This is a genomic window from Halorubrum sp. SP9 (assembly GCF_005435015.1).
In the GTDB taxonomy this organism is placed as follows: domain Archaea; phylum Halobacteriota; class Halobacteria; order Halobacteriales; family Haloferacaceae; genus Halorubrum; species Halorubrum sodomense.
This window is the reverse complement of record NZ_SGXU01000380.1, coordinates 1-449: the sequence shown is the minus strand read 5'-3', so window position 1 is coordinate 449 and position 449 is coordinate 1. Positions and strand designations below refer to the sequence as shown.

At 59.7% G+C, this 449-nt stretch carries 1 protein-coding gene; it reads right to left on the bottom strand.

Features of this window, described 5'->3' with window-relative positions; genetic code table 11:
• Positions 1-162: 162 nt before the first annotated feature.
• Positions 163-449: hypothetical protein (locus tag EXE45_RS17945; RefSeq protein ID WP_206750512.1), on the bottom strand; the 287-nt coding region annotated here is incomplete at its 5' end.

The following is a 449-nucleotide window of genomic DNA, read 5'->3' as shown; positions in this document are numbered from 1 at the left end:
TCGACTGGAGAGGTGACCGAGGAGGTTCCACTGAAGCGGCGCGCGACCTACGACCGGCTGGTCGCGCTCGACGAGCAGGGAAAACTCAACTCGAAACAGATTGGCGGGCGAAATACCGTCTGGTGGCTGGCTGAGACGGACGAGGGATAGTCGGACAAAGACTCAGCCCATCTTTCGCAGAGCCTCTCTGCGCGCTTCGATGGACGCCGAATCGTCGTCCGAGCGAGCCTCCTCCCGTTGCTCGGAGAGCCACTCCGCCTGATGCTCGCCGACGGTCGCGTCGATGATTTCCCGTTCGATTTCTCGTTGCTTGTCTCGGGTAGTGGCGTACCCGTGTATCTCGATGAGTTTCGCAACGTGGTCTACGTCAAAGGGCGGGTCTGGTTCAGGCATGCCTGCGTAACCCCCTACGAGCCGCAGAAGTGTAAGTTTAAAGACAGAAGTACCGG